Source organism: Roseibium sp. Sym1 (genome assembly GCF_027359675.1).
Lineage (GTDB): Bacteria > Pseudomonadota > Alphaproteobacteria > Rhizobiales > Stappiaceae > Roseibium.
In genome coordinates this window covers 1,103,002-1,125,410 of record NZ_CP114786.1, presented here as the reverse complement: position 1 = coordinate 1,125,410, position 22,409 = coordinate 1,103,002, and the positions used below count along the sequence as shown (strand labels likewise).

Genomic DNA, 22,409 nt, shown 5'->3' with positions numbered 1-22,409 from the left:
CCGCCTTTTAGCCGATTGCGTCAGTCGCCACCACCGCAGCCGCCGCAACCGGACCCGCCGCTGTCGCTGCCGCAGCTGGAATCATTGCCCGAAGTGCTGCACCCGGAGGAGTCGCGACGGGATCTCCTGCGGGAGGATCTGCCGGAGGACTTTCCGAAAACGACCCAAACCACGAACCCGATCACGATGAGACTGAACACGAATTCGAACTCGTGCTGGGAGGCCCAGTGTCCGATCATGTTTCGGGTTCTTTCAAGGAAGGTATCGCCTTCCGGACTGCCGTGGGCCAGGGCGATCCCGGTGCCCAGTGCGAAAGACAGCAGCACGAGCAGCGTTCCCCAGGCCTGTGACGGCATCCGGGCCAGCCGCCGCATGCAGGATTTCACGAAGTCCGGGCAGGAGGGCTTCCGGATCAGCCAGACCTCCTGGGCATTGACACGCCTGAAATGCGGTGCCCGGCCGAAGCGGATCTCCTCCGGCGGCCAGATATCCGCAGGCGGTTCGCCGAATTCGGCCCGGTAGAGATCAAGGGTTTTCGCGTAGGTGTCCCTGAAGAGTGCGCCCTGGTCAGCCCCGCCCTTGGTCGGCATGTGGTGCAGAGCGGCGCCAAGAGCGGCCTTGAACGGTCCCCAGTAGTGCCTTGTATAGGTCAGATGCAGGTGCCAGGCCTGGTCGACCTCGTCGCTCGGCGTCACCATGCCTTTTCCGAGCCGGCTCAGATAGGCGAAACGCTGGTATTCCAGGATGACCCGCTGCGCAAAGTCCTCCGGCCAGTCGTTGTCGCGGGCCAGGCGTCCGGAAAACGGCAAATCTGCTTCGACATCGTCAGGGTGGCAGTCACGGATCCTGGTCCACAGGTCTGGGTCTCTCATGTCATTCCTCTTTGGCCTCTTTGGCCTCTTTGGCCTCTTCGGGCGTAGTCTATCTGTAGCCGCAAGACTATCCGGCATGCCTTTCGAAAATACCTGATCAGGGCATTTACACACGGGTCGAGCCAATGACGCCGGGCATTCGGCGGGTAACCAAATGAGAAGATCTTGAGAAGAAACTCCCCAATCGGGCCTTGTCAGCGGACAGATGTCTTGCAGGCAAAGTTTCATCCACCTATATAGCGGTCAAGCTTCGTGCCAAATCCCGAGTGCAAACTCCGGCGCGATGTCCGGGAAACTCCCGGAACCCAAGTGAGAGGAGCCGGAATGACGCCTTCATGGGTCTTTCCGGTTTGCTAGAAAGAGAGGCAGATATGGCAAAGGTCATTGGTATCGACCTCGGCACGACGAACTCGTGCGTCGCCGTCATGGACGGCAAGGATTCCAAAGTTATCGAAAACGCAGAAGGCGCCCGGACCACCCCTTCCATGGTGGCATTCTCCGATGATGGCGAGCGTCTTGTTGGCCAGCCGGCGAAGCGCCAGGCGGTCACGAACCCGACCAACACCCTTTTTGCAGTCAAGCGCCTGATCGGCCGCCGGTTCGACGACCCGACCGTCGCCAAGGATCAGAAGCTGGTTCCGTTCGAGATCGTCAAGGCGGACAACGGCGATGCATGGGTGGAAGCCAACGGCGAGAAATACTCCCCGTCGCAGGTCTCCGCGTTCATCCTTCAGAAGATGAAGGAAACGGCCGAGAGCTATCTCGGTGAAAAGGTGACCCAGGCGGTCATCACCGTTCCGGCCTACTTCAACGACGCGCAGCGCCAGGCCACCAAGGATGCCGGCAAGATCGCGGGTCTCGAAGTCCTGCGCATCATCAACGAGCCGACCGCGGCGGCACTCGCCTACGGCCTCGACAAGAACGACGGCAAGACGATCGCGGTCTACGACCTCGGCGGCGGTACCTTCGACGTCTCCATCCTGGAAATCGGCGACGGTGTCTTCGAAGTGAAGTCCACCAACGGCGATACCTTCCTCGGCGGTGAAGACTTCGACATGGTCCTGGTCGACTACCTGGCCTCCGAGTTCAAGAAGGACCAGGGCATCGACCTGAAGAACGACAAGCTGGCCCTGCAGCGCCTGAAAGAGGCTGCGGAAAAGGCGAAGATCGAGCTTTCGTCCTCGTCGCAGACCGAGATCAACCTGCCGTTCATCACGGCGGATGCGTCCGGTCCGAAGCACCTGACCCTGAAGCTGACCCGTGCGAAGTTCGAATCCCTGGTCGACGACCTGGTCAAGCGCACCATCGATCCGATGAAGGCCGCTCTGAAGGATGCCGGCATCGCCGCCGGCGAGATCGACGAAGTGGTTCTGGTCGGCGGCATGACCCGCATGCCAAAGATCCAGGAAACCGTGAACAACTTCTTCGGCAAGGAGCCGCACAAGGGTGTGAACCCGGACGAAGTCGTGGCCATGGGCGCCGCGATCCAGGCCGGCGTTCTGCAGGGTGACGTCAAGGACGTTCTCCTGCTCGACGTCACGCCGCTGTCGCTCGGCATCGAGACGCTTGGCGGTGTCTTCACCCGCCTGATCGACCGCAACACCACCATCCCGACCAAGAAGGGTCAGGTGTTCTCGACCGCTGAGGACAATCAGACGGCCGTGACCATCCGGGTCTTCCAGGGTGAGCGCGAAATGGCTGCGGACAACAAGATCCTCGGTCAGTTCGACCTGGTGGGCCTGCCGCCCGCACCGCGTGGCGTGCCGCAGATCGAGGTCACCTTCGACATCGACGCCAACGGCATTGTCAACGTGTCCGCCAAGGACAAGGGCACCGGCAAGGAACAGCAGATCCGGATCCAGGCCTCCGGTGGTCTCAGCGACAGCGACATCGACCAGATGATCAAGGACGCTGAATCCCACGCCGACGAGGACAAGAAGCGCAAGGAACTGGTGGAAGCCAGGAACCAGGGCGAATCCCTGGTCCACTCCACCGAGAAGTCGCTGAAGGATTACGGCGACAAGGTTTCCGAGGACGACAAGTCCGCGATCGAAACCGCTCTTGCGGATCTGAAGTCTTCGCTGGAAGGCGAGGACCTGGAAGACATCAAGGCCAAGACCCAGGCCCTGGCCGAAGCGTCCATGAAGCTCGGTGAAGCCATGTATCAGGCGGCACAGGCAGACGCTGAAGCCGAAGGTGAAGGTGGCGAGGAAGCCGGCGAAAAGGCCGACGATGATGTCGTCGACGCGGATTTCGAGGAAGTCAAAGACGAAGACGACAAGAAGTCCGCATAACACCCTGTCAGCCAGCCGGTTTCCGGCTGGCTGTTTCTTTCCCGGCGCCGGATGCCTGACAGCCTGATGACAAGGGCGCTTGTGCCCGGCGCCTTCGCCGTAATTGGCGCCCGCTTCGGCGAGGCAGCCAGCGGTGCAACAACAAGACCGAGAGATCTTGATGTCGAAACGCGATTTCTACGAGGTGCTGGGCGTCGCACGCGATGCGGACGACAAGGTACTGAAAAGCGCCTACCGCAAGATGGCAATGCAGTACCACCCGGACCGAAATCCCGGCGACGAGGACGCCGAAGCCAGGTTCAAGGAAGTCAACGAAGCCTACGACACGCTCAAGGACGGCCAGAAGCGGGCCGCCTATGACCGGTTCGGCCATGCCGCCTTTGAAAATGGCGGCTTCGGCGGTGGCGGCGGTGCGGGCGCACACGATTTTTCCTCCACCATGTCCGACATCTTCGAGGAATTCTTCGGCATGGGCGGCGGACGCCGGTCCGGTGGCCGCGAACGCGGCGCCGACCTGCGTTACAATCTCGACATCACGCTGGAAGATGCCTTCTCGGGCAAGACGGTGGAAATCGAGGTGCCGACCAGCGTCACCTGCGACGATTGCACCGGATCGGGGGCCAAACCCGGCACCAGCCCGAGCACCTGCCGGACCTGCGGCGGCGCCGGCCGCGTGCGCGCAGCCCAGGGGTTCTTCACGCTGGAACGCACCTGTCCGAGCTGTCAGGGCCGCGGCCAGGTCATCACCGACCCTTGTGAAAGCTGTGGCGGCTCGGGCCGCAAGACCCAGGAACGCTCGCTTTCGGTCAACATTCCCGCCGGCATCGAGGACGGCACCCGCATCCGCCTGGCCGGCGAAGGCGAGGCCGGGGTCCGTGGCGGCCCGTCCGGCGACTTGTATATTTTCCTGTCGATCAAGCCGCATGACCTGTTTCAGCGCGATGGCGCCGATCTCTACTGCCGCGTGCCGATTTCCATGTCGACAGCCACGCTCGGCGGCCAGTTCGACGTTCCGACCGTCGAAGGCGCCACGAGCCGGGTCAAGGTGCCGGAAGGCACCCAGACCGGCAAGCAGTTCCGTCTGCGCGGCAAGGGCATGCCGGTCATGCGCTCCAGCCAGCATGGCGACATGTATATCCAGGTGACGGTGGAAACGCCCACCAACCTGACGCGCCGCCAGCGCGAACTGCTGGCGGAGTTCGAAAAGGAATCCTCCGGCGAAAACCATCCCGCGTCGGCCGGTTTCTTCACCAAGGTCAAGGATTTCATCGACAACCTGGGTGCATGAGGTGGGGCGACCCAACGGAGATAGGCCGGGAAAAAGCATGCAACCTGTGCGCTTTGCCATGGCATCTTGTTGCAATCATTCCTATATTCGCGTCATTGGGGGTGAGTGAGGGACGATGCTGAAGCGCATTTCAAGCCGGCGGGACGCTATTCGGGAAAAAATCGGAAAAGCCAGCGCGGTCCGGGCCAAGGTCCTGGACGAGGTCAAGTTCATACGTTCCTGGGCGCAGAACCCGCTTCGGACCGGAGCCGTCGCGCCGTCGGGCCCGGAACTGGCCGCCAAGATGGCTTCCTACCTGACCCCGCGGCCGCATGCCCGGGTGGTGGAACTGGGACCCGGCACCGGTGTCGTCACCAAGGCGCTGTTCGACCGCGGCCTGTCGCATTCACAGCTCAGCCTGATCGAATACTGCTCCGATTTCTGCGAACTGTTGTCACTTCGCTATCCTGGCCTGACCGTGGTGCAGGGCGATGCCTACGCCTTGCGCCAGACCCTTCTGGCAGCGGACTGCCTGCCCGAAGACAGCGCAGGAGGCCAGCATGTGCTGGACGGCATCGTTTCCTCGCTGCCGCTGCTGACCCGGCCGGAATCCGCCCGCAAGGCGCTGCTGGAAGAGGCGCTGGAGCTTTTGAAGCCCGGCGCGCCGTTCATCCAGTTTTCCTACGGCCTCGTCGCACCGGTCAAACCGGACAGCCGGGGCATCTCGGTCTACAGCTCCGACTGGGTCTGGAAGAACCTGCCGCCGGCCAGGGTCTGGGTCTATCGCAAGGGGCATTAGCGCTTAGGTGGGTTTTCACCGGGCGCGTCCTGCAAATCCTGTCAAAATGCACTCGTTTGACCCGAGGTGCCGTGCCGGGATTGCCCGGCATGTCCGGATCGTGGAAACCGTCAAGGGAACCTGTTTATGCGCAATCCGAAAATTCTCGTCCTGTCCGGCTCCAGCCGGGGCGGATCCTTTAACGGCAAGCTTGCCTCGCTCGCGGCCAAGAAGCTCGCCATCCTGGACGCGGACGTGACGCACCTGTCGTTGAAAGACTACCCGTTGCCGATCTATGACGGCGATCTGGAACAGACCGGCGGTGTGCCGGATAACGCGAACAAGCTGCACCGGCACTTCCAGGGCCAGGACGGCATCTTCCTGGCCTGTCCGGAATACAATGCCGGCATCACGCCGCTTTTGAAGAACACGCTCGACTGGATCAGCCGGGTGAAGGAACCGGGCGAGGCCTACAAGTCGAAGGTGTTTGCCCTTGGGGCCGCCTCACCCGGCGCTTTCGGCGGCATGCGCGGGCTGATCGGCATGCGCACGATCCTGGAAGTCGGCCTGGGCGCGATGGTTCTGCCCCAGATGGTGTCGGTCGCCAGGGCCGCGAGTGCCTTTGACGATCGCGGCGAGCTGACGGACGAGCGGGCGGGCGGGCAGCTCGACAAGCTGGTGGATGCGCTTTTGAGGGCGACGCGGATCGAAATGTCACACTGAACCGTCGAAGCGGTCGGGCCGGGCAGGGCCGAAGCGGACCGGTCCGCGATTTCGATGACTGCTTGGAAATGCCGTGATTGCCGCCTACATAGGGCGGCAGAACAGAAAGACTCAAGAGGATTGCATGAGCGAAACGCGCGAACCGGCACAATGGCACGGAACGACGATCATGATGGTGCGCAAGGGCGGCAAGGTTGTGATTGCCGGCGATGGCCAGGTGTCGCTCGGTCAGACCGTGATCAAGCACTCCGCCCGCAAGGTCCGCCCGCTGGCCAAGGGCGAGGTCATCGCCGGGTTTGCCGGTGCCACGGCCGACGCCTTCACCCTGTTCGAACGCCTGGAAGCCAAGCTGGAACAATATCCGGGCCAGCTGATGCGCGCCTGTGTGGAACTGGCCAAGGACTGGCGCACGGACCGCTATCTGCGGCGTCTGGAAGCGATGATGCTGGTTGCCGACAAGAATGTTTCCCTGGTGCTGACCGGCACCGGCGATGTCCTGGAGCCGGAAGGCGGCGTGATGGGCATTGGCTCCGGCGGCAATTATGCGCTGGCCGCGGGCCGCGCGCTCGCCGACACGGATCTCGATGCCGAGACCATCGCCCGCAAGGCCATGGCGGTTGCAGCGGAAATCTGCGTCTACACCAACGCCAGCGTAACGGTGGAGTCGCTGGACACGGCCGAGTGATCGATCATGATCTCCTTTCGTCCCGTTACGCCTAAGGACCTGCCGATGCTCCTTGACTGGATGCGGCGGCCGCATTGGCGGGAATGGTGGGGCGAGCCGGAGGAAGAGCTCGGAAAGATCCGCAAGAAGGTCGAGGGCCGGGACACGACGCGGCCCTTCATCTTTCAGGTCGACGGCAGGGACAAGGGCTATATTCAGGTCTGGTATGTGAAGGACCAGCAGGAAGCTGATGTCGTCGCAGAATATCCTTGGGTGACGCTTCTTCCGAAAGACGCCGTTGGCATCGATCTGTCGATCGCCGACGAGGGAGAGTTGTCCAGGGGGCTTGGAACAAAGGTATTGCAGGCATTTGTCCGCAAATTGCGGCAGGATGGCTGTCGAAGGATCCTCATCGATCCCGACCCGGCCAACCAGCGCGCCGTGAAGGCCTACCGCAAGGCCGGGTTCCGGGAGATGGAAGATCTCCTGGGCCGCACGGGGGACAGCCTGCTGATGGAACACGAAAATACGGAAGGCATGTTTTAAAAAATGTCCGATTTTTCTCCGCGCGAGATCGTTTCAGAACTCGACCGCTACATTGTTGGCCAGAAGGATGCCAAGCGCGCGGTCGCCATTGCACTGCGGAACCGCTGGCGCCGCCAACAGCTTCAGGGACAGATGCGTGAGGAGGTTCTGCCCAAGAATATTCTCATGATCGGTCCGACCGGTGTCGGCAAGACAGAGATCGCCCGCCGCCTGGCCCGGCTGGCAAACGCACCTTTCACCAAGGTGGAAGCGACCAAGTTCACCGAGGTCGGCTATGTCGGCCGCGATGTGGAGCAGATCGTCCGTGATCTGGTGGAAGCCGGCATCACGCTTGTGCGGGACCAGAAGCGCGAAGCGGTCAAGGCCAAGGCGCATGTCCTCGCCGAGGAGCGGGTGCTGGATGCCCTGGTCGGCAAGAACGCCAGCCCGGCCACCCGGGAAAGTTTCCGCGCCAAGTTGCGCAATGGCGAAATGGACGAGAAGGAAATCGAGGTCGAGGTTCGTGCCCAGGCCCAGATGCCGAGCTTCGATCTGCCGGGCATGCCCGGCGCCAGCGTTGGCGTGATGAACGTGTCAGATCTGCTCGGCAAGGCCTTTGGCGGTCAGACCAAGACCAAGCGCACCACGGTGAGCGACAGCTACGGTCTCCTGATCAACGAGGAATCCGACAAGCTGCTGGATGAGGACAAGGTCGTCGAGGAGGCGATTTCCCTGGTCGAGAACTCGGGCATCGTTTTCCTGGATGAGATCGACAAGATCTGCGCCCGCGAAGGCAGGGCCGGAGGCGACGTCTCGCGCGAAGGCGTTCAGCGCGACCTGCTGCCCCTGATCGAGGGCACGGTCGTCTCCACCAAGCACGGCCCGGTCAAGACCGACCACATCCTGTTCATCGCTTCGGGGGCGTTTCACGTCGCCAAGCCGTCCGATCTGCTGCCCGAGCTTCAGGGCCGACTGCCGATCCGGGTGGAACTCAGGGCGCTCAACAAGGAGGATTTCCAGGCCATTTTGACCGAGCCGGAAGCCAGCCTGATCAAGCAGTATGTCGCGCTGATGGAAACGGAAAAGCTGACGCTCAAGTTCACCGACGACGCGATTGAGGAAATCGCCTCCGTCGCAGTCGATCTCAACGGGTCCGTCGAGAATATCGGGGCCCGGCGCCTGCAGACAGTGATGGAGCGCATCCTGGACGAGATTTCGTTCACCGCGCCCGACAGGGCCGGTGAGGAAGTCGAGATCAGCGCGGATTTTGTGCGCGAGAATATCGGCGACCTGGCCAAGAACGTCGATCTTTCGAAGTTCATTCTTTAGGGCCGTATCTCCCGCCTTCAGGCCGGCCTGGAGGCGGGGTGGCGGCTGCTGAGTTTGACCCGGTCCCGGCCGCTGCGCTTGGCGAAATAGAGCTGCTCGTCCGCCTGTCTGTAAAGCTCCTGGAACGTCGGGCAATCATCGAATATGACACCACCGATGCTGATTGTGAGCCGGTGGTTGGAGCCGTCGGGCGCGAACGCGATGTCGCGTACGCAAAGGCGCATCTGTTCGGCCGTGGCAGCGACGCGCTCAGGCGTTTTCGTGGTCAGAAACACACCGAACTCCTCGCCGCCCAGTCGTCCCGCCAGATCGGGCTCCTTAAGACCGGCGCAGATCGCGTCGGCAATCTGTTTCAGGGCCTCGTCACCGATATCATGGCCGAAATGGTCGTTGATTGCCTTGAAATGGTCGACATCGATGACCAGCAACGCGTCGGTTTGCCGCTTGCTGCTCGCCGCCATTTTCTGGATGTAGCCTTCGACGACTTCGGTGAAGGCGCGCCGGTTGAGCAGCGACGTCAGGCTGTCGGTTGCGGCAAGATGCGCAAGCTCATGATGGGCAATGGACAATTGCCGCATCTTGTTCAAGAGCAGATAGAAGAAGAGCGGGGCCAGCAGCAGCGGAATGATGACATTGTTGTGCGGGTCGCTGCCCCACCGCCAGGTCCAGGTTTCAAAGGAAAAACTGTCAACGACGAAGGCAACCGCGATGCAGACCGCAGTGCCCAGAACCGTCAGGGCGTAAACGCGCGCACGCCCTCTTGCCGACCAGTCGAGTTTGCGCATGTCCCAGTGTCCGACGACCCGCTTAATGCAGCCTTAAACCTATCACAGAACTGAAGGGGCCGGGCCGGGGCCGCACTGCCACGGGAGACAAATTCGCCGCTTGCGGAGTGCGCGGGCCGGTGGCAGCATGCGTCCCATGGTAGCCATTCGAAAAAGCAACGAGGAAGGCCACCGCCGGAAGTTTCTGGTCGTGGTCGACGAAACGCCTGAATGTGATCGGGCGATCGTTTATGCGGCAAAACGGGCGGCGCGCACGGGAGGTGTGGTGACACTGGTCTTCGTGATCGCGCCCGGAGATTTCCAGCATTGGCTGGGGGTCGAGGACATCATGCGGGCGGAAGCCCGGGAGGAGGCGGAGGCCGCTCTCGCAAAGGCGGCTGAGCGGGTCCGTTCCGTGGCCCGCACCGAACCGGAGACGGTGATCCGGGAGGGAACGAATTCCGAGGAAATCCTGGAGTTGATCGAGGCCGATGCCGACATCGCAATCCTGATCCTGGCCGCGAGCACCGGCTCGGAAGGCCCGGGACCCCTTGTCTCCTCCATTGCGGGCAAATCTGCGGGGACCTTCCCGATTCCCGTCACGATCGTGCCCGGCAATCTGGACGACGACAGCATCGATGCCCTGGCATAGGCGGGCGCCGGGCGGAAGCTGTTCCGGCATGCCGGCTTGACCGGACGCGAACCGCACCTATCTAGTTTTTAACGGTTCCAAACTGCGGTGGAATGGGGTAGAAGAACCCATCGGTGTTTTGCGATTTGTGGAGAGGCGCAAAGCACGGCCGACAGACAACTGGGCGCGAACAAGCGCAAGGACAAGACACATGTTTATTCAGACGGAAGCCACACCGAACCCGGCCACGCTGAAATTCCTGCCGGGACGGGTTGTCCTGCCGGAAGGCACCTATGATTTCCGTTCCAGGGCCGATGCCGGCGTGTCGCCGCTCGCAGAAAAACTGTTCGATGTGCCCGGCGTGGTGGCCGTGTTCTTCGGTCATGACTTCGTGACCGTCACCAAGGACGACACCGACTGGCAGCACATGAAGCCGGCCATTCTCGGTGTCATCATGGAACAGTTCATGTCCGGCCAGCCGGTCATGTCGGCGGGACAGTCGGAAGATATCGAGGAAGGTGAATTCTTCGAGGCGGGCGACCAGCAGACGGTCGATACCATCAAGGAACTGCTCGAGACCCGGGTTCGTCCGGCGGTTGCCCAGGACGGCGGCGACATCACGTTCAAGGGCTTCAAGGAAGGCGTGGTCTACCTGTCCATGCGCGGCGCCTGCGCCGGCTGTCCGTCCTCCACGGCCACCCTCCAGCACGGCATCCAGAACCTGCTGCGCCATTTCGTGCCGGAAGTCGAGGAAGTCCGCCCGATTTGATCGGCAACTTCTTCAAGAATTTCAAAGGCCCGGCCATGTTGCCGGGCCTTTTATATTTTCGACTCCCATTCCCTGTGGAAGGCAAGCCCCCCTTTGGACTTAGGTCCAAAGCCCCGCTCGACACATGCGGCGTCGCGGGGTAGTGGCAGTGTGGAGAAAAACCCTAGAGCCAAACCGGAATGCGCGTCCTAGCCATAGACACTGCCCTTGCCAATTGCGCCGCCGCCGTTTTCGACGACGGTGCCGAGACCGCCTGCTACGAGGCCTGTGGCGAGGAAATCGGACGCGGTCACGCCGAACGCCTGATGGACATGATCGGCGAGGTCATGGCCGAAAGCTCAACCGCCTTTTCCGAACTCGACCGGGTCGCGGTCACGGTGGGGCCGGGCAGTTTCACCGGTCTGCGCGTCGGCCTCTCGGTTGCCCGCGGCTTTGGCCTGGTGCTGGGAAAACCGGTCGTCGGCGTGACCACGCTGGCCGCGATCGCGCATGCCGCGGCGCCCAGGGATGCCGACGGGCCGGTGCTGGTCGCCCTGCCGGGCAAGGGCGACGAGGTCTATTGCCAGATGTTCGACGCCAACGGTGCACCTGCCGGAGAGGCAGGTGTGCGCACCCTTTCCGACCTTGCGGCAACCCTTCCCGGCACAATAAGATTGGCGGGATCGGCAGCGGAGAAAGTTGCCAGGGAATGCGGCTTCGAGGAGGCGCGGATCTTGTCCCGTAGCGGCTTCCCCTGTATTCGGGATGTCGCGGAACTCGGGATCACCGCCGATCCGGCAAGGTCTTCCCCTTCTCCGCTCTATCTGCGGCCACCCGACGCGACGCCGCAGACCAAGGGAAGGATTGAACGGCAATGAGCTTTTGGTGGTTCTGGACCCAGCCGCCCGTGATTGAAGAGGCGCTGGACGAGGATCTGCCGAAGATAGCCGAAATCCACGACGCGTCTTTCAAGCATAACTGGAACATCGAGGAATTCGCGCGCATGAAGGCGCAGGACGGCACCACCATCCTGGTGGCGCGCCGGTCCAGTCCCTATGGTACGCGCGCTCCGTTGGGGTTTCTCATTACCAGAACAGCGGCGGATGAGGCCGAGGTGATCACGATTGCCGTCCATCCGCGCCAGCGCGGCCGGGGCATCGGAAAGAAGCTGATGGAGGCTGCCTTGTTCCGCCTTTACGGTGAGCGCTGCCGGTCCCTGTTCCTTGAAGTCGATGCGGCCAACGAGTCCGCGCTGCTGCTCTATCGCAGCCTTGGCTTCAAGGAAGTGGGCAAGCGCAAGGGCTATTACGGCGACAGTGGCGGAGACGGCACGGCGCTTGTCATGCGGATCGATCTTCGCTAAGCGCTTAGCGGCGGACACGAACCAGGCTACGGACGACTGACAGATGACGGAAGAAAAGCAAACGTCGCTAACGGACATGTGCATTGCCAAGGGCATGCGCATGACCGAACAGCGCCGGGTCATTGCCTCCGTCATCGAGGAAGCCTCCGATGAGCACCCCGATGTCGAGGAGCTCTACCGCCGGTCCGTTGCCATCGATCCGGGAATCTCGATTTCCACCGTCTACCGCACGGTGAAACTGTTCGAGGATGCCGGCATGATAGAGCGGCACGATTTTCGCGACGGCCGCTCCCGCTACGAAACCGTACCGGACGAGCATCACGATCATCTCATAGACCTCAGGTCGGGACAGGTGATCGAATTCCGCAACGAGGAAATCGAAGCCCTGCAGGATTTCATCGCCCGCAAGCTGGGCTACAAGCTGGTCGATCACCGGCTTGAACTCTATGGAGTTCCCCTGGATCCGGCGAAGGACGAAAAGGGCGATGGCTAACCTCAAGGCCGGAGTGCTTGTTTTTGTCCTGACGCTGGTCTCGCTGGTGCTGATCCCGTTGCAGTGGGTCGCGGTCAAGCTGAAGCTTCCCGTCCAGCGGCATCTGCCGCTTATCTGGCACCGCATCGCCACCCGGCTGGTCGGTATCAAGATCCGCCAGATCGGCAATCCCGCGGCCGACCGGCCTCTTCTGATTGCCTCCAATCATGCCTCCTGGGTGGACATCACCGTAGTCGGTTCGCTGATGCCGCTGTCCTTTATCGCCAAGTCGGAAGTCTCCGGCTGGCCGGTCTTCGGCCTGTTCGCGAAACTGCAGCGCACGGTGTTCGTCAACCGGACACGGCGCACCGAAACCGCGCAGGTCGCCGACACGATCGCGCAGCGCATGGCGGTCGGCGATGCCATGGTTTTGTTCGCCGAAGGCACGTCCAACGACGGCAATTGCGTGTTGCCGTTCCGCTCCGCGCTTTTGGGCGCGGCAACCCGGGCCGTGGGCGGTCAGGAGACCGGCCAGGTCTGGGTCCAGCCGCTGTCCGTGGCCTATCAGGGGTTCTACGGCCTGCCCATGGGACGGGCGCACCGCCCGCATGTGGCCTGGTATGGCGACATGGAGTTGGCAGGTCACCTGTGGGGCATCTTCAGCCGGGGCGCACTCGATGTCGTCGTGCGCTGGGGAGAGCCGGTCCTGGTCGGCAGCGGTACGGACCGCAAGGCCCTCACGCGCCGGCTCGAGGCCGATGTCCGCGCCATGACGATCGCCTCGTTGATGCAAAAGACCGTCGAAAGCCAAGAAATCAGCGATTTAGAGCCGTTCGAGTTCTTCTCAAACGCTGAAAAAACCGCTAAAGCTGGCGCCTGAATTTTCAAGGTGCCTGCCGCCGGACCCGCAGAGGCGGGTGTCAAGGCGGTTGGTGGACAGGAGAAACTCCGTCCGCGGCCCAAAGACCCAGGACATGCCGGCCGACAGAAGGCCACGAGGAGCGAATGACAAGCCGCCCGGAACAGGAACAACAAACGATCCCGTCAGCTGACGCCACAGCAGAACCGTCGGGCGCCAAGGGCAATCTGCGCAAGGTGTTCGTGCGCACCTATGGCTGCCAGATGAATGTCTATGACAGCGAGCGCATGACCGACGTGCTTGCACCCGAAGGTTTCGAGGCCACCGAGGACCTCGACGATGCGGACCTTGTCATCCTGAACACCTGCCATATCCGGGAAAAGGCTGCGGAGAAGGTCTATTCCGAGCTCGGCCGCATCCGCAAGGTCAAGCAGGAGCGGGCGAAGTCCGGCAGGGACATGATGGTCGGCGTTGCCGGCTGCGTCGCGCAGGCCGAGGGCGAGGAAATCTCGCGCCGCGCGCCCATCGTCGACCTGGTCGTCGGGCCGCAGAGCTATCACCAGCTGCCCTCGCTGCTGGAAAAGGCGCGTCAGGGCAAGAAGGTCGTCGAGACCGAATTCGACATCGACGCGAAATTCGATCATCTGTCCGAAAGGGCTGAAAAGCCGGCGATGAAGCGTGCACCGTCCGCGTTTCTGACCGTCCAGGAGGGCTGCGACAAGTTCTGCACCTTCTGTGTGGTGCCCTATACCCGTGGTGCGGAAGTCTCCCGCCCGGTGTCCCAGATCGTCGAGGAAGCCGGGCGTATGGCCGCCGCCGGCGTGCGCGAGGTCACGCTGCTCGGCCAAAACGTCAATGCCTATCACGGCGAAGCGGCCGACGGCGCGACCTGGGGCCTTGGCCGGCTGTTGCGCCGCCTTGCCGAAATCGACGGGCTCGACCGGTTGCGCTACACCACCAGCCACCCGCGCGACATGGATGACGACCTGATCGCCGCGCATGCGGAACTGAAGAGCCTAATGCCCTATCTGCACCTGCCGGTGCAGTCGGGCTCGGACAAGATCCTCAAGGCGATGAACCGGCGTCACACACGTGAAGACTACTTCCGTCTGATCGACCGTATCCGGGCGGCCGCGCCGGACATTGCCCTGTCCGGCGACTTCATTGTCGGCTTTCCGGGCGAGACCGACCGGGATTTCGAAGACACGATGGACCTGATCCGCCGGGTCGAATACGGCTCGGCCTTTTCCTTCAAGTACAGCCAGCGCCCGGGCACGCCGGGGGCAACCATGGACGACCAGGTGCCCGAAGACGTGAAATCGGCCCGGCTCGCCCAGCTTCAGGCGCTCGTCAGCGACCAGCAGAAAGCCTTCAACGCGTCCCGGCGCGGCATGACCTGCGACGTCCTTCTGGAAAAGAAGGGCCGCAATCCCGGCCAGCTGGTCGGCAAGTCGCCCTGGTTGCAGCCCGTGCAGCTGGATGCGCCGGAAAGCCTGATCGGCAGCATACAAGCGGTGGAAATCGTTGACATCGGGTCCAATTCGCTGTTCGGGCGGCTGATTGCGGGGCAAGATAATCCCCAGATGGCCGGAGCCGCGCCGGTTCCGGCACACCAGGCCGGTTGACCACAGGAGACGTCATTTGACGCGCGACAGCCAATCTTCTTCCCGCAAGCCTTCGGACACCTCTTCTGCCGCCAATTCGGCCACCGACCTGACCCATATTGTGCTTGCTTTTGAAGACAACAGGCTGATCGGCGACCTTTTCGGCCAGTTCGACCAGAACCTGGCGCTGATCGAGCAGCGGCTCGGGGTCGATGCGATCGCGCGCGGCAACCAGGTCACCCTGAAAGGCAGCCAGGCCGCCTGCGCCCAGGCGCGCACGGCGCTCGAGGCCATGTACCAGCGGCTGTTGCAGGGTCAGGAAATCCATCCCGGCGATGTCGACGGAGCCCTGCGCATGGCGGCCGCGGCCGAAGCGCAGCTTCCGCTGCCGACCCTCGAACCGAAATCGCGGCTGGCCTTTGCCCAGATCGCCACACGGCGCAAGACGATCGTCGCGCGCACGCCGACCCAGGACGCCTATATCCGCTCGATGGACCGGGCAGACCTGATTTTCGGCACCGGACCGGCGGGGACCGGAAAGACCTTCCTGGCGGTGGCCTATGCCGCGGCACTTCTGGAACGCGGTGATGTCGCGCGGCTGATCCTGTCGCGCCCGGCTGTCGAGGCCGGCGAGAGGCTCGGCTTTCTTCCGGGGGAGATGAAGGACAAGGTCGATCCGTACCTGCGGCCGATCTACGATGCGCTTTACGAAATGATGCCGGCGGAAAAGGTCGATCGCGGCCTGCAATCCGGCATGATCGAGGTGGCGCCGCTGGCCTTCATGCGCGGCCGCACCCTGTCCAACGCCGTGGTCCTGCTCGACGAGGCGCAGAACACCACTTCCATGCAGATGAAGATGTTCCTGACCCGTCTCGGCGAAGGCTCCAAGATGATCGTGACCGGCGACCCGAGCCAGATCGACCTGCCGTCCGGCCAGAAGTCGGGCCTGCGGGAGGCGCTCGGCCTGCTGACGGACATTCAGGATGTCGCTCATATCCGTTTCAACGAGACCGACGTTGTCCGCCATGAGCTGGTTGGCCGGATCGTGACCGCCTATGACAATGCCTCGCGCGAGGAGGCCGTCGCCCGTGAACGGCGCTTCAACGAGCGTCAGCGCGGCGCGGATCTGGATGACACGCCGCCGCGGCCACGCGAAAGGGCTGTTTCGTGAAGCGGACCGGTTGCCATGCCTGACATCTTGCCGGACGGTTTCCAGATCGACCTGTCGATCGAGGCAGGCGCCTGGGACGAGGCCGTTCTCGTGATTTTGGCGGAACGCGCCATTTCCGCGGCCTTTTCGGTCGCCGAGCTGGAAGTGCTCGACAACACCGAGGTGTCGCTGCTGTTCACCGACGACGCGGCGATCCGCAAGCTGAACCGGGAATGGCGGGAAAAGGACAAGCCGACGAATGTGCTTTCCTTCCCGGGAAGCGATCCCCAGGGGGATGTCTATGGTCCCTTGCTCGGCGATATCGTGTTTGCCCACGAAACCGTTCTCCGGGAGGCGGAGGAAATGGGAATTGAATTCTCTGATCACGTTTCCCATCTGATTGTTCATGGTTTGCTTCATCTTTTTGACTATGATCATCAGGATAATGATGAGGCAGAACTGATGGAGAGCCTTGAGAAAGCCATATTGGCCTCTATAGGCATAGACGACCCTTACGCGGACAGGCCACTTGTGGCGGACGGCCGTTAAGTGGCATCATGTGACAAGACCTTCTTGATTGATGGATAATGAACGCAGTTGAACCGCAAAGTCCGGCAAGTGGCGAAAAGGCCGCTTCCTCCGGGCAGTCTCAGGACGGGGAAGACCCGCAACAGATGAAGCCGCAGCGGTCTGCGGCCTTTCTCAATCAGCTCAAACGCATGTTGCGCTTGGGACGCCAGTCCTCGAGCCTGCGCGAGAATCTGGAAGACGAACTCGCCCGTGAAGGCGGCGATGCCGCCTTTTCTCCGGAAGAGCGCATGTTGCTCGGCAACATCCTGCGCCTGCGGGAGCTCAGGGTCGACGATGTCATGATCCCGCGCGCGGATATCGACGCGGTCGACCTGGCGACCAGCCTCAGCCGGGTCATGGAGCTGTTCCAGAACAGCGGTCATTCGCGCATGCCGGTCTACGAGGAAACCCTCGACGACCCGCGCGGCATGGTTCACATCAAGGATCTGATGGCCTATATCGCCGCGCAAGGTGCGTCCGGGCGGAATACAACTTCTGTGGATAAGAGTTCGGAAACGGACACCCCGCAACCCGTCTCCCACAACGGTGTGGCCCGCAATGGCCACAACATGCCCGATCTCGACCTGTCATGCGTTGACCTGTCGATCACACTCAAGGAAACGGATCTGGTCAGGGATCTCCTGTTCGTGCCGCCGTCCATGCCGGCGACGGACCTGATGGCGAAGATGCAGGCCGACCGGATCCAGATGGCATTGGTCATCGACGAATACGGCGGCACCGATGGTCTCGTGTCGCTGGAAGACCTTGTCGAGGAAGTCGTCGGCGACATCGAGGACGAGCACGACGAGGACGAAGAGGCCATGCTGGTTGCCGCGGGCGAAGGGGTCTGGATCGCCGATCCGCGCCTGCCGCTCGAGGACCTCGATACCGTGCTCGGCACCAGTCTCAATGACGGCGAGATCTCCGAGGACGTCGACACGCTCGGCGGACTGCTTTACGTCTCGGTCGGCCGTGTGCCCGTGCGCGGCGAATTGCTTCTGGTGCCCGAAGAGGTGCCCGGATTCGAATTCGAGGTGACGGACGCGGATCCCAGGCGCATAAAGCGTTTGAAGATCCGGCGCCGGCGCACCGAAGTCCGGACACCGGACCTGCGCAGACGGCCGAAACGGCCGGAAACCGGCCAGCAGGGAGACGCCGGGCAGGAAACGGAGACCACGCAGGTGAAGGCCGCCGCGTCTCGCGGAAACGGCTGATTTGAGCGTTTGCGAAATCCGTGAAACAACTTTCGCCTTGACCGCCCTGCCGCGAGCCGACAAACCTCCTGACCGCGAATAGCTCCGGAACAGGGAAGTCTCTTGCATGCGCTGGATGTCTCACCGCCTAACGGCTCTGCCAAACAGCTTTCTTTTGGCATGGGGCTGGCGGCGCCGGCTTTTGTGCGTGTCGTGTGGGGCGCTGGCCGCCTTTGCGCTGCCGCCCTATGACCTGTCCCCGGTCCTTTTCCTGAGCTTTCCCGGCCTTGTCTGGCTGATCGACGGTGCCATCGAGCCCGGCCGGGGCAGCCGGCTGGCCAAGCTGCGGACCGGCTTCGCACTCGGCTGGCTGTTCGGTTTCGGCTATTTCCTGTCCGGCCTGTGGTGGATCGGAACCGCCTTCCTTGTCGAGGCGGAGCGTTTCGCCTTGCTGATGCCGTTCGCCGTCCTTGCCATGCCGGCGGGGCTTGCACTGTTCACAGGCCTCGGCGTTGCCGTGGCGGCGCTGTTCTGGTCGGAGCGCTTCCGGCGCGTCCTGCTGCTGGCTGCCTGCCTGACCCTGTCCGACTGGCTGCGCGGACAGGTCCTGACGGGCTTTCCGTGGAACGCCTTCGGCTACGGCGTTTCCGGGTCGCTGGTCCTGTCGCAGGCGGCCAGCCTGATAGGTGTTTTCGGCCTGACGCTGATGACGGTCGCAATCGCGTCCGCGCCGGCTCTCTTGGTGGATGTCAGGCCGCTTGGCGACCGCCTGAAGGCGGTGCTGTCGGCCGCCTGCATGCTGCTTGCCGTCGCCGCCTTCGGGACGGTCCGCCTCTGGCCGACGGCGCCGGCGGCAACCGACCTCGATATCCGAATTGTTCAACCGTCCATCGATCAGCGGGACAAGTGGCGGCCGGAACTGCGCGAGGAGATTTTCCAGACGTTCCTCGACATGTCCGAGGCGCCGCTCGGCGGTGCCGCGCGGGTCGGTCAGCAGCGGCTGGTGATCTGGCCGGAATCGGCTGTTCCGTTCCTGCTGACGCAGGAAGCCGGAGCCCTTTTCAGGATCGGTCAGGTTCTTGGCGCATCCACCGAACTGGTGACCGGAGCGATCAGGGCCGAACCGGGGGCCAACGGCCCGGACTACTACAACAGCGTCTATCTCATCGGTGGCGACGGTACCGTCAACGGTATCTATGACAAGGTTCGTCTGGTTCCGTTCGGCGAGTATGTTCCGTTTAAACCCTTGCTGGAAAAGCTTGGACTGACCAACCTGGCGGGCCCACTTGAAGGCTTTGAGGCCGGTTATCAGCCGCGTGTGCTGACCACCTCCGAAAGTTTTAGTTTTCTACCCATGATTTGCTATGAGGCAATCTTTCCGGGTGTTCCGGGCGGCGTCTCGGGCACGCCGGCTTTTCTGTTGAATGTGACAAACGACGCCTGGTTCGGCCGCTCGCCCGGACCCTACCAGCATTTTGCTCAGGCGCGGATGAGGTCGATCGAAACCGGATTGCCGCTGATTCGTGCCGCGAATACGGGCATTTCAGCGATCGTCGACGCCAGAGGCACAGTTGTTGAAAAACTCGGAATCTTTGAGGCCGGCCTGATCGATGGCAGGCTTCCGCAGAGGTTAGGCAATACTCTCTACGGCATTTTTGGCGACGCACCGGTGCTGGTTTTCTCGATCATCATCGTAGTATTTGCCGGCATTCGGCAATACAACCGCGATTCGCGTGTAAATTGATTATTTTTGTTTGAGTTGAGTGAAGGAAATGTGATACAACCGTGAAATAGCCGATTGAAGGCTGTTTCATGTACAAGTGAAAGGTTGCGGGCAAATTTCAATCTTCTGAGTCTGTGGGGAATTTCAGGGGAGCTTGTGCAAACGAAAACGAGCGGACTTTCGCCGCCACAAAAAGAAAGAGCGACGCAGATGCCCAGTAAGAAGTCTCCCAACCCTATCGACATTCATGTTGGCAGCCGCGTGCGGCTAAGACGCATGATGCTCGGAATGAGCCAGGAAAAGCTTGGCGAAGCTCTTGGCATCACCTTCCAGCAGATCCAGAAATACGAAAAAGGCACCAACCGCATCGGCGCCAGCCGCTTGCAGCATATCGCCACGGTGCTCAAGGTGCCGGTTTCCTTCTTCTTCGAAGATGCTCCGGGAACCCCGGAAGAGGCCGAAGGCTTCGGCGAAACCCAGCCCACCTCTTATGTGGTCGATTTCCTGTCGTCCTCCGAAGGCCTGTCCCTGAACAAGGCGTTCGTGCGTATCGAGGACCCCAAGGTGCGCCGCCGGATCGTCGATCTCGTGCGTTCTTTGGCCGGAGACGACTGAAAAAGAGCGTCCCGCGCTTGACGTGGCGAAAAACTTCTAAGATTGATGCAATGGGAGCGGCGATGACATTCGCCGCTTCTGTCATATTCATTCCCAGAAGGACGATCGCCAATGGCACGTCAGAATTACCTGTTTACTTCCGAGTCCGTATCCGAAGGGCATCCGGACAAAGTCTGCGACCGCATTTCCGATGCGGTGGTCGACGCCTACCTCAAGGAGATGCCGGAAGCGCGTGTTGCCTGTGAAACACTGGCAACAACCAACCGCATCGTCATTGCCGGCGAAACCAGAGGCCCGGCAACCATCACCAACGAATACCTCGCCCATCTCGCCCGCATGGCCATCAAGGACATCGGTTACGAGCAGGATGGCTTCCATTGGGAAAACTGCGACATCGCCGTTCACCTGCATGCCCAGTCCGCCCACATTGCCCAGGGCGTGGACGCCGGCGGCAACAAGGATGAAGGCGCGGGCGACCAGGGCATCATGTTCGGCTACGCGTGCCGTGAGACCGATGAGCTGATGCCGGCGCCGATCCACTATTCGCACAAGATCCTGCGCCTGCTGGCCGAAGCCCGCAAATCCGGCAAGGAGCCGGCGCTCGGCCCGGACGCGAAAAGCCAGGTCACCGTGCGCTATGAAAACGGCAAGCCGGTCGCCGCGACCTCGATCGTCCTGTCGACGCAGCACCTGGATCCGTCCCTGACCTCCGAGGACGTCCGCAAGATCGTCGATCCCTATTTCTACCAGGCCCTTCCGGAAGGCTGGATCACGGACGAAACCGTGTGGCACGTCAATCCGACCGGCGCCTTCGTGATCGGCGGTCCAGACGGCGACGCGGGTCTGACGGGACGCAAGATCATCGTCGACACCTATGGCGGTGCGGCCCCTCATGGCGGCGGAGCCTTCTCCGGCAAGGACCCGACCAAGGTGGACCGGTCCGCGGCTTATGCGGCACGCTATCTCGCCAAGAACGTGGTCGCTGCCGACCTGGCGGACCGTTGCACCATCCAGCTGTCCTACGCCATCGGCGTTTCCGAGCCGCTGTCGGTCTATGTCGACCTGCACGGCACCGGCCGCTGTGACGAGGCCAAGCTGGAAAGCGCTCTGCGCGACGTGATGGGTCTCAGCCCGCGCGGCATCCGCCAGCACCTGAAGCTCAACAATCCGATCTATGAGCGCACAGCCGCCTATGGCCATTTCGGCCGCGAGCCGGATGCTGAAGGCGGGTTTACCTGGGAAAAGACCGATCTGGTTGACGAGCTGCGCCCGCTTGCGGGATAAGGCCGTTCCGGGACACCGAACGAGCGAAAAGAAACAGATCGCCGGTTCCGGACCGGCGATCTTTTGTTTTGTTTTGTGTTGAAGTTGCACGACCCGTGCAGAACGAACGACCGTTGCGAAAGATGAACGACCGTTACGAAGGTTCCTTTTACGGCCGCCGCAAGGGCAAGCCGCTGAGCCCGCGCCGCGAGGCGCTGATGGAAGCCGAGCTGCCACGCCTGGCGCTTGACCTGGACGCACCCGCGCCGGCCGACCTGAAGGACCTGTTCCAGGCGGATGTCGCCACGATCTGTCTTGAAGTCGGCTTTGGCGGCGGCGAACACCTGCTGCACCGGGCCCGGACGAACCCCGGAACGGGATTTATCGGCGTTGAACCCTTTGTCGGCAGCATGGCAAAGGCGGTGACGGCGATCGTCGAAGAGGGGTTGGAGAATATCCGCCTTTACGACGACGATGCCGTCGAGGTGCTGGACTGGCTGCCGGAGGCAAGCCTCGACCTGGCCTATCAGCTCTATCCGGACCCCTGGCCGAAAAAACGCCATTGGAAACGGCGGTTCATCAACGAGCAGAATCTCGACCGCTATGCCCGCGTGATCCGGCCGGGAGGCGAGTTCCGCTTCGCCAGCGATATCGATACCTACATAGACTGGACGCTGCGCCATTGCCGTGACCATTCCGGTTTCGACTGGACCGCCGAAACGGCATCCGACTGGAAGACACCCTGGACCGGCTGGCCGGGCACGCGGTATGAGGCCAAGGCGATCCGCGAGGGCCGGATCGGCAGGTATCTGACCTTCCGCCGGTCGGCCTGATACCCGGTCTGCTGCCGGTCTGATGTCGATCCGGGGCGCCTTCGTGCACGCAGGCAATTTCTTTTCAAGGGAATCGGGTGCGGGCACTTGCCTTTTTGGCCGCTTTGGCGTTATACAGCCCGTGTTTCACCTCATACGGCTTACTGAGCAGTTGAGAGTGGGCCCACCG

General features: G+C 62.2%; 23 protein-coding genes. 21 read left to right on the top strand and 2 right to left on the bottom strand.

Annotated elements, in window-relative coordinates:
* Positions 1 to 20 precede the first annotated feature (20 nt).
* Positions 21 to 872, bottom strand: a complete 852-nt coding sequence (locus tag O6760_RS05090) for a glycine-rich domain-containing protein (RefSeq protein WP_269584402.1) — start codon at positions 870 to 872, stop codon at positions 21 to 23.
* Positions 873 to 1,243: 371 nt separating this feature from the next.
* On the opposite strand from O6760_RS05090, the gene dnaK reads away from it, so the two are divergent.
* The 7 genes from dnaK to hslU all read left to right on the top strand — a co-directional run bounded on the left by dnaK (position 1,244) and on the right by hslU (position 8,452).
* Complete coding sequence (gene dnaK, locus O6760_RS05085) at positions 1,244 to 3,166, top strand: molecular chaperone DnaK (RefSeq protein WP_269584401.1); 1,923 nt, start codon at positions 1,244 to 1,246, stop codon at positions 3,164 to 3,166.
* A 160-nt stretch (positions 3,167 to 3,326) separates the two neighbouring features.
* Positions 3,327 to 4,454, top strand: coding sequence for a molecular chaperone DnaJ (gene dnaJ / locus O6760_RS05080; protein ID WP_269584400.1), 1,128 nt, complete (start codon positions 3,327 to 3,329; stop codon positions 4,452 to 4,454).
* Between the two features lie 115 nt (positions 4,455 to 4,569).
* Entirely contained in the window at positions 4,570 to 5,232 is a 663-nt protein-coding gene (locus O6760_RS05075; protein WP_269584399.1) for a class I SAM-dependent methyltransferase, read from the top strand.
* Positions 5,233 to 5,358: 126 nt separating this feature from the next.
* Complete coding sequence (locus O6760_RS05070; protein WP_269584398.1) at positions 5,359 to 5,934, top strand: NADPH-dependent FMN reductase; 576 nt, start codon at positions 5,359 to 5,361, stop codon at positions 5,932 to 5,934.
* 124 nt (positions 5,935 to 6,058) lie between these two features.
* Positions 6,059 to 6,619: an ATP-dependent protease subunit HslV gene (hslV, locus tag O6760_RS05065; protein WP_269584397.1), complete on the top strand. Its 561-nt coding sequence runs from the start codon at positions 6,059 to 6,061 to the stop codon at positions 6,617 to 6,619.
* Positions 6,620 to 6,664: 45 nt separating this feature from the next.
* Positions 6,665 to 7,144 (top strand): GNAT family N-acetyltransferase, encoded by a 480-nt coding sequence (locus O6760_RS05060; protein ID WP_269584396.1) that lies wholly within the window; start codon positions 6,665 to 6,667, stop codon positions 7,142 to 7,144.
* A 3-nt stretch (positions 7,145 to 7,147) separates the two neighbouring features.
* Positions 7,148 to 8,452, top strand: coding sequence for an ATP-dependent protease ATPase subunit HslU (hslU, locus tag O6760_RS05055; protein WP_269584395.1), 1,305 nt, complete (start codon positions 7,148 to 7,150; stop codon positions 8,450 to 8,452).
* 17 nt (positions 8,453 to 8,469) lie between these two features.
* Here hslU and O6760_RS05050 read toward each other — a convergent pair whose 3' ends face one another.
* Positions 8,470 to 9,237, bottom strand: a complete 768-nt coding sequence (locus O6760_RS05050; RefSeq protein WP_269584394.1) for a GGDEF domain-containing protein — start codon at positions 9,235 to 9,237, stop codon at positions 8,470 to 8,472.
* A 136-nt stretch (positions 9,238 to 9,373) separates the two neighbouring features.
* Here O6760_RS05050 and O6760_RS05045 point away from each other — a divergent pair, with 136 nt between their 5' ends.
* The 14 genes from O6760_RS05045 to trmB all read left to right on the top strand — a co-directional run bounded on the left by O6760_RS05045 (position 9,374) and on the right by trmB (position 22,240).
* Entirely contained in the window at positions 9,374 to 9,868 is a 495-nt protein-coding gene (locus O6760_RS05045) for a universal stress protein (RefSeq protein WP_269586218.1), read from the top strand.
* A 190-nt stretch (positions 9,869 to 10,058) separates the two neighbouring features.
* Positions 10,059 to 10,616, top strand: coding sequence for a NifU family protein (locus tag O6760_RS05040; protein ID WP_269584393.1), 558 nt, complete (start codon positions 10,059 to 10,061; stop codon positions 10,614 to 10,616).
* Between the two features lie 179 nt (positions 10,617 to 10,795).
* Positions 10,796 to 11,473: a tRNA (adenosine(37)-N6)-threonylcarbamoyltransferase complex dimerization subunit type 1 TsaB gene (gene tsaB, locus O6760_RS05035; RefSeq protein WP_269584392.1), complete on the top strand. Its 678-nt coding sequence runs from the start codon at positions 10,796 to 10,798 to the stop codon at positions 11,471 to 11,473.
* On the top strand, positions 11,470 to 11,958 hold the full coding sequence (gene rimI / locus O6760_RS05030) for a ribosomal protein S18-alanine N-acetyltransferase (protein ID WP_269584391.1): 489 nt from the start codon (positions 11,470 to 11,472) through the stop codon (positions 11,956 to 11,958). Before tsaB ends, rimI begins: the two co-directional genes overlap by 4 nt.
* A gap of 43 nt (positions 11,959 to 12,001) precedes the next feature.
* Positions 12,002 to 12,451 (top strand): Fur family transcriptional regulator, encoded by a 450-nt coding sequence (locus O6760_RS05025; RefSeq protein ID WP_269584390.1) that lies wholly within the window; start codon positions 12,002 to 12,004, stop codon positions 12,449 to 12,451.
* Positions 12,444 to 13,310, top strand: a complete 867-nt coding sequence (locus O6760_RS05020; RefSeq protein WP_269584389.1) for a lysophospholipid acyltransferase family protein — start codon at positions 12,444 to 12,446, stop codon at positions 13,308 to 13,310. Before O6760_RS05025 ends, O6760_RS05020 begins: the two co-directional genes overlap by 8 nt.
* Positions 13,311 to 13,435: 125 nt before the next feature.
* Positions 13,436 to 14,914, top strand: a complete 1,479-nt coding sequence (gene miaB, locus O6760_RS05015) for a tRNA (N6-isopentenyl adenosine(37)-C2)-methylthiotransferase MiaB (protein WP_269584388.1) — start codon at positions 13,436 to 13,438, stop codon at positions 14,912 to 14,914.
* 16 nt (positions 14,915 to 14,930) lie between these two features.
* Positions 14,931 to 16,064, top strand: a complete 1,134-nt coding sequence (locus O6760_RS05010) for a PhoH family protein (RefSeq protein ID WP_442969854.1) — start codon at positions 14,931 to 14,933, stop codon at positions 16,062 to 16,064.
* 15 nt (positions 16,065 to 16,079) lie between these two features.
* Entirely contained in the window at positions 16,080 to 16,592 is a 513-nt protein-coding gene (ybeY, locus tag O6760_RS05005; protein ID WP_269584387.1) for an rRNA maturation RNase YbeY, read from the top strand.
* Between the two features lie 35 nt (positions 16,593 to 16,627).
* Positions 16,628 to 17,827 carry a transporter associated domain-containing protein gene (locus O6760_RS05000; protein WP_442969915.1) on the top strand — a complete coding sequence of 400 codons (1,200 nt, stop codon included), beginning with the start codon at positions 16,628 to 16,630 and terminating at the stop codon, positions 17,825 to 17,827.
* Positions 17,828 to 18,014: 187 nt separating this feature from the next.
* The gene (gene lnt / locus O6760_RS04995) at positions 18,015 to 19,550 is read left to right on the top strand and encodes an apolipoprotein N-acyltransferase (RefSeq protein ID WP_269584385.1); all 1,536 of its coding nucleotides are present in this window, start codon (positions 18,015 to 18,017) and stop codon (positions 19,548 to 19,550) included.
* Positions 19,551 to 19,739: 189 nt separating this feature from the next.
* Positions 19,740 to 20,144, top strand: coding sequence for a helix-turn-helix domain-containing protein (locus O6760_RS04990; protein WP_248155085.1), 405 nt, complete (start codon positions 19,740 to 19,742; stop codon positions 20,142 to 20,144).
* Between the two features lie 111 nt (positions 20,145 to 20,255).
* A complete protein-coding gene (metK, locus tag O6760_RS04985; RefSeq protein WP_269584384.1) occupies positions 20,256 to 21,428 on the top strand; it encodes a methionine adenosyltransferase in 1,173 nt (390 codons plus the stop codon).
* A gap of 122 nt (positions 21,429 to 21,550) precedes the next feature.
* Positions 21,551 to 22,240, top strand: coding sequence for a tRNA (guanosine(46)-N7)-methyltransferase TrmB (gene trmB, locus O6760_RS04980; RefSeq protein WP_269584383.1), 690 nt, complete (start codon positions 21,551 to 21,553; stop codon positions 22,238 to 22,240).
* Positions 22,241 to 22,409: the final 169 nt, after the last annotated feature.

What these genes read in the sequence shown, in the direction of transcription:
- O6760_RS05090 (WP_269584402.1), bottom strand. Translation starts at nt 872, where the DNA reads ATGAGAGACCCAGACCTGTGGACCAGGATCCGTGACTGCCACCCTGAC.
- dnaK (WP_269584401.1), top strand. Translation starts at nt 1,244, where the DNA reads ATGGCAAAGGTCATTGGTATCGACCTCGGCACGACGAACTCGTGCGTC.
- dnaJ (WP_269584400.1), top strand. Translation starts at nt 3,327, where the DNA reads ATGTCGAAACGCGATTTCTACGAGGTGCTGGGCGTCGCACGCGATGCG.
- O6760_RS05075 (WP_269584399.1), top strand. Translation starts at nt 4,570, where the DNA reads ATGCTGAAGCGCATTTCAAGCCGGCGGGACGCTATTCGGGAAAAAATC.
- O6760_RS05070 (WP_269584398.1), top strand. Translation starts at nt 5,359, where the DNA reads ATGCGCAATCCGAAAATTCTCGTCCTGTCCGGCTCCAGCCGGGGCGGA.
- hslV (WP_269584397.1), top strand. Translation starts at nt 6,059, where the DNA reads ATGAGCGAAACGCGCGAACCGGCACAATGGCACGGAACGACGATCATG.
- O6760_RS05060 (WP_269584396.1), top strand. Translation starts at nt 6,665, where the DNA reads ATGCTCCTTGACTGGATGCGGCGGCCGCATTGGCGGGAATGGTGGGGC.
- hslU (WP_269584395.1), top strand. Translation starts at nt 7,148, where the DNA reads ATGTCCGATTTTTCTCCGCGCGAGATCGTTTCAGAACTCGACCGCTAC.
- O6760_RS05050 (WP_269584394.1), bottom strand. Translation starts at nt 9,237, where the DNA reads ATGCGCAAACTCGACTGGTCGGCAAGAGGGCGTGCGCGCGTTTACGCC.
- O6760_RS05045 (WP_269586218.1), top strand. Translation starts at nt 9,374, where the DNA reads ATGGTAGCCATTCGAAAAAGCAACGAGGAAGGCCACCGCCGGAAGTTT.
- O6760_RS05040 (WP_269584393.1), top strand. Translation starts at nt 10,059, where the DNA reads ATGTTTATTCAGACGGAAGCCACACCGAACCCGGCCACGCTGAAATTC.
- tsaB (WP_269584392.1), top strand. Translation starts at nt 10,796, where the DNA reads ATGCGCGTCCTAGCCATAGACACTGCCCTTGCCAATTGCGCCGCCGCC.
- rimI (WP_269584391.1), top strand. Translation starts at nt 11,470, where the DNA reads ATGAGCTTTTGGTGGTTCTGGACCCAGCCGCCCGTGATTGAAGAGGCG.
- O6760_RS05025 (WP_269584390.1), top strand. Translation starts at nt 12,002, where the DNA reads ATGACGGAAGAAAAGCAAACGTCGCTAACGGACATGTGCATTGCCAAG.
- O6760_RS05020 (WP_269584389.1), top strand. Translation starts at nt 12,444, where the DNA reads ATGGCTAACCTCAAGGCCGGAGTGCTTGTTTTTGTCCTGACGCTGGTC.
- miaB (WP_269584388.1), top strand. Translation starts at nt 13,436, where the DNA reads ATGACAAGCCGCCCGGAACAGGAACAACAAACGATCCCGTCAGCTGAC.
- ybeY (WP_269584387.1), top strand. Translation starts at nt 16,080, where the DNA reads ATGCCTGACATCTTGCCGGACGGTTTCCAGATCGACCTGTCGATCGAG.
- O6760_RS04990 (WP_248155085.1), top strand. Translation starts at nt 19,740, where the DNA reads ATGCCCAGTAAGAAGTCTCCCAACCCTATCGACATTCATGTTGGCAGC.
- metK (WP_269584384.1), top strand. Translation starts at nt 20,256, where the DNA reads ATGGCACGTCAGAATTACCTGTTTACTTCCGAGTCCGTATCCGAAGGG.
- trmB (WP_269584383.1), top strand. Translation starts at nt 21,551, where the DNA reads ATGAACGACCGTTACGAAGGTTCCTTTTACGGCCGCCGCAAGGGCAAG.